Genomic DNA, 8,535 nt, shown 5'->3' on the forward strand with positions numbered 1-8,535 from the left:
TAATTATAGCATAAAAAGGTAGTTTTATGATGGAAAAGCAGATTCACAAATACCCGCGCACTCACCACATAGAAGGTTCGCGATCGCAACCGGGAGATGAGGATTTAGATAGCGTACCTTTTAGCGCGATCGCTAACAAATATGTCGTCATTGAAGAAAAAGTCGATGGCGCAAATGCTGCCATTAGTTTTACTTCCGACGGTCAAATGCGATTGCAAAGTCGAGGGCATTATCTCACAGGAGGAGAACGAGAAAAACATTTTAATTTATTCAAGCAATGGGCTTACAGTCACGCGGCAGCTTTTTGGGAAGTACTGGGCGATCGCTATATTTTATATGGCGAATGGCTATATGCCAAACACACAGTTTTTTACGATTACTTACCCCACTATTTTCTAGAGTATGATGTGCTAGATATCGAACAAAACCAATTTCTCAGCACTCAGAGTCGAAAGCAACTACTTTCAGGACTGCCGCTAGTTTCAGTACCAGTTTTATTTGCGGGTAAAATCCAGTCTTACAAGCAAATGACCGGATTGCTGCACAACTCCCATTTTATTCAACCAGGACACTTAGAAAGACTGCGGTTATGCTGTCAGGAAAAAGGATTGGATGTGGAGCGATCGCTCAACCAAACCGATGCCAGTACTCTCATGGAGGGATTATACATCAAAGTAGAAGAAGACACAATAGTTACTGACCGTTATAAATACGTGCGTGCCAGCTTTTTAACCACGATATTGCAATCAGAGGGTCATTGGTTAAATCGTCCCATTATCCCAAATCAACTCCGTCCCGACATAGACTTATTTGCATTATGAATTCCTCCCAACTTTTATCGCCATCTTGGACATTTCCCCACTGTCCCGCATCGCCAAACTGGTCGATCGATTGGTCAGCACTTCAGGCAGAATTTGATTGGCTGCAATCTCTGCAAAACTGTCCCCAAGACCCGCGTTACCATGCAGAAGGAGATGTTCTCACCCACACGCGCTTAGTTTGCGAAGCGTTAGTTTCCTTACCGGCTTGGCGAGAATTACCAGCTACAGAACGTGCTGTTTTATTTGCAGCCGCTTTACTGCACGATATTGCCAAACCGACTGCTACTATTATAGAAGAAGATGGCAGCATCACATCAAAAGGGCACGTTCGCCAAGGCGCAAAGATGGCGCGACAAATCCTCTGGCAATTGCACGTACCATTTCATCAACGAGAAGCAATAGTTGCCTTAGTGCAATATGGTAGTCTGCCATTATGGTTTTGGGATAAAACCAATCCGCAACGTGCTGTAATCAAAGCCAGTCAATTAATTCGATGTGACTTGCTAGCATTATTGGCAGAAGCAGATGTAAGGGGTCGCGAATGTGAAGATCGAGAACAATTGCTAGAACGCATTCAGTTTTTCCGCGAATTTTGTCAGGAAAATGAATGTTTCGATCGACCGCGACATTTCCCCTCCCATCACAGTCGATTTGTGTATTTCCAAAAAGAAAACGGCTATCCCGATTATGCTGCTTTTGATAATACCAGATTTGAGGTAATCCTGATGTCAGGATTACCAGCTGCCGGGAAAGATTATTGGATTCGGGAAAATCTGCCAGATGCGAAAGTAATCTCTCTCGATGAATTGCGAAAAATCCTGAAAATATCCCCAAGAGACGAGCAAGGTGAGGTGATCGAGAAAGCCAAATCAATGGCGAAAGAATACCTGAGATCCCATCAATCTTTTGTTTGGAATGCTACAAATATTTCTCGGCAATTGCGTTCTGGTTTGATTAGTTTATTTTCGGCATATCAAGCACGAATTCGGATTGTTTACTTAGAAGTTCCTTGGGAAGAGTTGCTGCGACGCAATAGCGATCGCAATTGCGTCGTCCCCGAAGCTGTAATATGGAAAATGTCGCAGCGATTGGAAGTGCCAGACATCACGGAAGCTCATATAGTAGATTGGCTTGTCGATGCGGGATAGCGCTCAGATGGTAGCGAAGACAGCGCACCTAATAGAGTAAGTAGTTCGTAGGGTTTGTCAGAACTGATAAAATTAGGGTACTCTCCAAAAATTTTGGTTTTGACGAGCCTACGTATAAAATTTCAACGGTATGAGTTACGATAACGCTTGTAAGTATTTAGCAGAACGTTTTCCGGCTGATTTTACCCGGTGGCTTTTAGGAACGGAAACCGCTAGAATTAGAGTATTGAAAACAGAACTAGATCTAGAACCAATTCGGGCAGATTCGGTTAGCTTTTTGCGAGTTGGCGATCGAATTTTGCATTTAGAATTTGAAACCGATCCCTATTCCAAACCGCCGATTCCTTTCCGAATGTTAGATTATTCAGTCAGGTTAAAGCGGAAATACGATCGGGATGTAGAACAATTTGTCATCTTTTTGCAGCAAAGTTCTAACGAAATAGTTTTCACCACCGAATATAGGGATAGAACCACAGTCCACCAGTATAACGTAATTCGTTTGTGGGAACAAGACCCTGCCATATTTTTAGATAATCCTGGTTTGTTACCTTTGGCGGTATTGACGAAGAGTGATTCGCCCCGAACTTTGTTGGAACGAGTTGCCGAAAGACTTGATAGAATAGAAAACACACAACGACGACAAGGAGTCGCTGCTTGTACTGGAATTTTAGCTGGTTTACGCCTTGAAGCAAATTTAATCCGTTCCATTTTGAGGGTTGATATTATGCGACAATCTGCTTTTTATCAAGATATTATCCAAGAAGGAAGACAAGACGAAGCACTGTTATTTGTTACCCGCCTATTACAGCGCAAATTTGGGGAAATTGATGTTGTAATTCAAGAAAAAATCCGCAGTTTATCTGTCGAAGAATTAGAAAATTTGGGAGAAGATTTATTAGAGTTTTCCGCAGTCGCAGATTTAGAGGCGTGGTTGGGATAACTGCAACTCTAATCCCACATCTCATTCCAATGGCGGTAAAGTAAGTCAGGTTATCATAAGCAGCGACAAAAGCTCAGAGTTGCTGCTTATAGCAAAAGTCAAAAGTCACCCGATGCCAGGATTTTGGATTTTGGATTTTGGATTTTCTCCGCCTTATATCCCGCCACTGATTCGGAGTACCGAATTCAGTGGGGGACGAGGGCGCGAATTAGTTAAGCTTTTCAACCAAAGAAACCTGGTTTCTCACCCTCGACTTCAATAGTGGACTGGCGCTCTAGCTCCCAATTGCCAATTTTCAATTCTGAGATGTCTGACAATTAGGATGAGCTAATGCGGTACTGTGCGGTGTAACATTAGCAGTATTAGCGGTGAGGACAACCTTACCATCAGGATCGGATCTCCAACCAGTAGCTTCGACAATTCCATTAGTAAGTGAAGGTTCTTTTTTCCCCCACTGTCCCACTCCGCCACTCCCCTGTCCTGGTGTCAATCTTAGATCGATCCAACTCGCTTGAGACTCAAGTGCTTGCAGGGGACTGGGTGGCAAACCACCTCTACCGATAACAGTGAATTGACTTCTGGGCGAATTCCCACGGCGACAAGAAGAAGTAACTAACGCCGTCGCATCGATGAGATTTCCTGGCAATTCTATCAAACCAGCACTGGGGTTAACATCGGGGGTGTTGACTGTGACGGTACCGCTTAAGGAAGAATCTGCACCAGTGGCGGTGATGTCGCTAGTAGAGAGCAATGCGGGATCTAAAAGGTTGGTATCGTTAGTGTTGAGTAAGGTTTGCAATTCTTCGGTAGTGCGCGACTGTGCGCCAAAAATGCCTTGAGCGTTGATGGTAACCGTACCGCCTCTATCATCTAGAGAATTGGCGCTGATATCGCTATTTTCTAAAGCGACGAGGGTATCTGTGTCGATCGCAATATTGCCGCCGATGATATTATTTCCCTGTGCGTTGGTAGTAATCCTGCTATTTTGGCGCAATATTAAAGAGGAAGATTGCAGTTCGATACTAGCTTGATTTTGTGTAGTAATATCGCCGCCGACAGTTTCCGTGCTGATTTCTGCCCGATTTTCCATATAAATGGAATCAGCAGCGACTGTGATATTGCCAGCCGTACCGTTCCCCAAACTCGTACTATTTAATGACGCACCATTGGTGATGGAAAGGTAACCTGTAACAATATCGATGCTACCGCCATTACCCACGGCACTATTTTCTGCTGTGCTGACTACCGTAGTAGGCGAGCTGTCGCTGGCCTTACCATCCAAGGATACGCGATCGCTCGCGACGATCGTCACATTGCCGGCGTTACCTTTTGCAAAGGTGGTCACGCCCAGTGTAGCGCCTCCCCTCACGCTCAAAGAGTTGGTGGTGATGTTGATATTACCGCCTTCACCCACAGCATTCTCTTCTACTGTACTCAAAGCTCCACCGGGGGAGCCAATGCTACCGGTACCATCAAAGGAGACACTATCGCTGGCGATAATATTTATATTTCCGGCTTTACCCTGTGCAAACGTGCTGGCACCCAATATAGCGCCGCCGGTAACACTGACAGACTTGGCGGTGATGTTGATGTTACCTCCAGCACCGACAGCGTTTGTTTCCTTTGTACCCACGGTGCTGGCGACTCCACCGGGCCCACCGTTGCTATTGACGCCATCAAAGGAGACGGTATCGCTGGCAATAATAGTGATGTCTCCTGCTTTACCTTGTCCTAAAGTACTGGCATTCAGTACTGCACCCCCGGTAAGCTGCAAGGAATTGGTAGTAATGTTGATGCTACCCCCATCACCGAAGCCATTCTCTTCTACGCTGCTGGTGGCTTGGCTGGACGCGCCTTCGCTATTTTGACCGTCAAAGGAGACAGTATCGCTAGCGACTATAGTTATCTTTCCGGCGTTACCTTTTCCAAATGTGCTGACATTCAGGAGAGCGCCTTCGGTAATGTGCAAGGATTTGGTGGTGATGTTGATGTCACCTGCATTACCTACAGCCTCGTCTTTGACTGTGCTGGCGGCTTGGCTGGATGCTCCGTTGTTGCCAGTACCGTTAAAGGTGATGCGATCGCTCGCTATAATTGTGATGTTTCCTCCATTACCTTGTCCGAATGTGGTGCTACTCAGGAGGGAACCTTCGGTAACGGTCAGCGATTCAGTATTAATGTTGATGTTGCCGCTATTGCCAATGGCATCGGGATTGAGGTTGTTTTCTATTGTACTCGAAGCAATTGTCAAAGCTGCGATCGCATTTAGAGAGATGTCTCCTGCGATTGTTTCTGTTGTCCCCAAGCCTTTACCTATGCCAGCAGTCAGGAGACTGTTTCCGGAAATATCTATATTTCTGCCACTGATGGTAATGCTACCACCTCGATCGCCGATCGCGTTGATACCGCTTTTATTGATAATTGACACATTTGCTAATGGGACAGGCGAGACGCCTATCCCACTATCCCCACTATCGGGAAATTGTAAAGATGTTTGATTAAATGTCTCTACATCAGTATTTACTCCTACTGTTCCTTCTCCTGCCAATCCACCCAACTCAACACGACCGCCGGCACTCTGCAAAATGCCGCCATCAATAATTACATTGCCGCCGACTAATGCTAAAGTATTGCCGTCTCGAACTTCTAGGGGATTTAAGCTGCGATCGAAACTTTCTTTTGTGCCAGTAGTACCGAATTCCTGACCTTTTCCTTGCACGCGAATTTCGCCTGGATTCGCGCCATATTGCAAGCCAACGGGTACGTTGACGCTCAGCAATGGCGTTTGGGTATTTGTGGTGCTAAACTCTATGCGATCGGCAAATTTAATAGTGTTTGCCGTTGAAGCAAAAAACGAGCCACCGATATTCAATTGTGCGTTAGGGCCAAAAATAATTCCATTTGGATTGAGTAAAAATAAGTTGGCGACGCCGTTAGCGCGAATTAACCCATCAATATTAGATATCGAGTTACCCGTTACCCTGGTAAATATATTCTGAATATCCAGTTTATTGTTGAAAAGTACTTCTGTACCGGTGGGTACGGAAAATTCCCTAAAACTGTGAAATAAGTTGCTACCTGCTGCGGTTCCTCCTTCTATGAGGTTGGTATTACCCTGTGGAGTAACTGTGGAATTTACCGGCAGCGTTGCATCGGGGACGATTTGGCCGATTGCGTGTTGCGCCAACGGACACATCCAGAAACTGAATAATGCAGGCCAAAACAGGAAAGAGCATTTTTTCATAGCCGTCTATTTTTTTTAAGTAACGTCTTTATTCGATTTGACAATTACTCGCACGTTCCAGGAGTAATCGCCAGCCAGCGGAAGCAAAACGCGCCAGCCAATACATCCAAAAAGAAGTCGGAACTAGCCAAGTAATCGGTAAATGTCCGACAGGTACATCATCAGTGAAAGTTATTTCATTGTAGCCGATCCATTTTTCGCCATTTCGCCAACCTACTCGTTCGGCTAGTTGATGGTAATCTTTGTTAACTTCATTGTAAATTTTATTGATTATGCTGAATCCAAAACGTCCTTGGCTGTAATGAATCCAAAGGCGATCGATCTTACGCAATTCTGCACAAGGAAATTTTTTCATATCATCTTGAGTCAGCAAGCAATCTTTGCGTTTATCTGCACCAGCAATTGATAACATCAGTGTTCTGGTTTCTAAATCTGCTTCTTTCCATTTTTTATTAGCGAGTAAGTCGCGTAGTTTTGTATAGTCAGGATTAAGATTTGATATCATGTTTGGTGGAGTAATATGAGGATATTTTTTTACCGCAGATGTGTGCAGATGAACGCAGATGAACGCAGATGAAGAGTTGGAATTTGGGTTTTTTTATTTTAATTGAGGTGTTGGGTTAAGGTGGCTCGATCGCACACGACAGTTTCCCATTTTATATCGCGATTTGATATGTTTTGGTAATTAAATCGATTGACAAAGTTTTTGGCGATTTCCTCAATTTCGACAAGTTGGGATGTTTCGGAAATTTCCAGACCTAGTACTGCACTATTGGTGTTATTTTTGATGATAATTTCCGGCCAAGGTCTGACCGATATGTTGAGTTGTTTTTCTAAATCTATGACTAATCCGATGATATGTCCTAACAGCCAGCCTGAGTAAATTTCTCTATCATTTTCATTTGCAGTTGTTGCTGTCAGTACTAAAAATTGTGGCGTTTGCGTATGTAAATCGATTATCTCAAATATGCTTTCCCAACTGATTTTACCAGCTAATGCTTGTTCGGCTAATTTAGCGGCGCGATCGAATTCGCTTTGCAATATTTTGGCGGTGGAACGGGAAACATTTCGCGCACTATTTTGGCATGGTTCAATTGCTGTGATAATTGGTAACCAATCTCTTGGCAAAACGCGATAATTTCTGCCTGCTTCGCTTAGCGATATTGGCTGAATCCAATCGTGTTGAGATAAATTTTGGAAAAAATGCACCAGCAAATTTTCTGTTTCTGGAAATGTCATATCCTGGGGATAATTCTGACAACTCCAAGCGGCTAACAACGCCCAAGTAAAGTTACCCAAAAACCCCCAAGCGTTGCCGTGAATTTGCCGCGATCTGGCCCATCCTCGCACCGCACGCAATAGTTTTTGGAACGACTCGAAGGGTAGGCGCTGACTGACGTTTTGGACGATCGCATCTGCTTCTAAACAACCTAATACTGCTTTCCAACTCACCGGATCGAATTTTTCCGGTAACGCTTCTTGTAATTTTTTTAGTTTTGCGATATCATGGGTTGTGCGAGCGACAAGCAGATCCAGACCGACCCCTTCTATCTGCATCCTCAACACTGGCACGATCGCATCTTCTACTAATATTGCTTTTTCGCACAAATCTTGCAATTTCTGTTGCACGCTTTCCAAAAATGCCGACGCGGATAAATCGGCGGGAATTAAACACATCGCATCGATATCGCTATGCAAAGTCTGCACTCCCAAACGTGCTGAACCCAATAAATGTAACGATGGCGGAAAACCCAAACACTCTTGACAAGCTTGTTCTAATACTGATAAAATACTTTCCCGATGCTTTTGTTGTTCTGGTGAAAGTTCTGGTGCCAACTTGTTCGCAATTTGCATTAAGTTACTGACAAGCTTACTGGCAACACATTCAACTTTTGCTGTTCCCAACTCCACCAAGTAACGCACCTGGAAAGGTTCGTCACCTTGGCGCGAGATTAAAGCGATCGACTCCACAGGAAAAGTGAGGGGATGCCACTCAGGCAACTGGGATATCGCTGCTGGTGCTGTGCGAAACTGACCGACACTTAAATGCGGTGTAAATCCGGCAGATGATTTGGTGCTTTGCTCGTTGCACTGAGGAAATATTTGTTGTAAAATTGATTGTAATTCATGCAGTGCCGATCGCGGTTCGGCAACGGGACGCAACCAAGCAGTACAGCTAGAATGATGTGTAAAAGTAGCGAAATTTTCTAGGGTAATTGCAAAAGGTTTTATCTCTCTTAATGCTTGAGCGATCGCATTTGCGGCTGACTCAAAATATTCTGCAGGTAAAAAACCGTACAGCAGGTTAATATGAGGCATCCAACGATCGAATCTGCGATCGAAACGGCGGCGGATTGTTTGAATTGGCGGCCAAATTTCCGC

At 44.5% G+C, this 8,535-nt stretch carries 6 protein-coding genes; 3 read left to right on the plus strand and 3 right to left on the minus strand.

Annotation, left to right across the window (positions count from 1 at the left end; translation table 11 throughout):
• Positions 1 to 26: 26 nt before the first annotated feature.
• The 3 genes from H6S82_RS10215 (at position 27) to H6S82_RS10225 (ending at position 2,909) form a co-directional block, all read left to right on the plus strand.
• On the plus strand, positions 27 to 821 hold the full coding sequence (locus H6S82_RS10215) for an RNA ligase family protein (protein ID WP_242056895.1): 795 nt from the start codon (positions 27 to 29) through the stop codon (positions 819 to 821).
• The gene (locus H6S82_RS10220) at positions 818 to 1,969 is read left to right on the plus strand and encodes an AAA family ATPase (RefSeq protein ID WP_190474890.1); all 1,152 of its coding nucleotides are present in this window, start codon (positions 818 to 820) and stop codon (positions 1,967 to 1,969) included. Before H6S82_RS10215 ends, H6S82_RS10220 begins: the two co-directional genes overlap by 4 nt.
• A gap of 130 nt (positions 1,970 to 2,099) precedes the next feature.
• Positions 2,100 to 2,909: a DUF4351 domain-containing protein gene (locus H6S82_RS10225; RefSeq protein WP_190474892.1), complete on the plus strand. Its 810-nt coding sequence runs from the start codon at positions 2,100 to 2,102 to the stop codon at positions 2,907 to 2,909.
• Positions 2,910 to 3,204: 295 nt separating this feature from the next.
• Here H6S82_RS10225 and H6S82_RS10230 read toward each other — a convergent pair whose 3' ends face one another.
• From H6S82_RS10230 to H6S82_RS10240, 3 genes are all read right to left on the minus strand, one after another.
• Complete coding sequence (locus H6S82_RS10230; RefSeq protein ID WP_190474893.1) at positions 3,205 to 6,153, minus strand: S-layer family protein; 2,949 nt, start codon at positions 6,151 to 6,153, stop codon at positions 3,205 to 3,207.
• A gap of 28 nt (positions 6,154 to 6,181) precedes the next feature.
• The gene (locus H6S82_RS10235) at positions 6,182 to 6,658 is read right to left on the minus strand and encodes a GUN4 domain-containing protein (protein ID WP_190474896.1); all 477 of its coding nucleotides are present in this window, start codon (positions 6,656 to 6,658) and stop codon (positions 6,182 to 6,184) included.
• A gap of 98 nt (positions 6,659 to 6,756) precedes the next feature.
• Positions 6,757 to 8,535, minus strand: a 1,779-nt coding sequence (locus tag H6S82_RS10240) for a poly(A) polymerase (RefSeq protein WP_191056196.1), incomplete at its 5' end; no start/stop codon positions are given.

It is taken from the genome of Planktothrix sp. FACHB-1355, from assembly GCF_014748295.1.
Lineage (GTDB): Bacteria > Cyanobacteriota > Cyanobacteriia > Cyanobacteriales > Aerosakkonemataceae > Aerosakkonema > Aerosakkonema funiforme_A.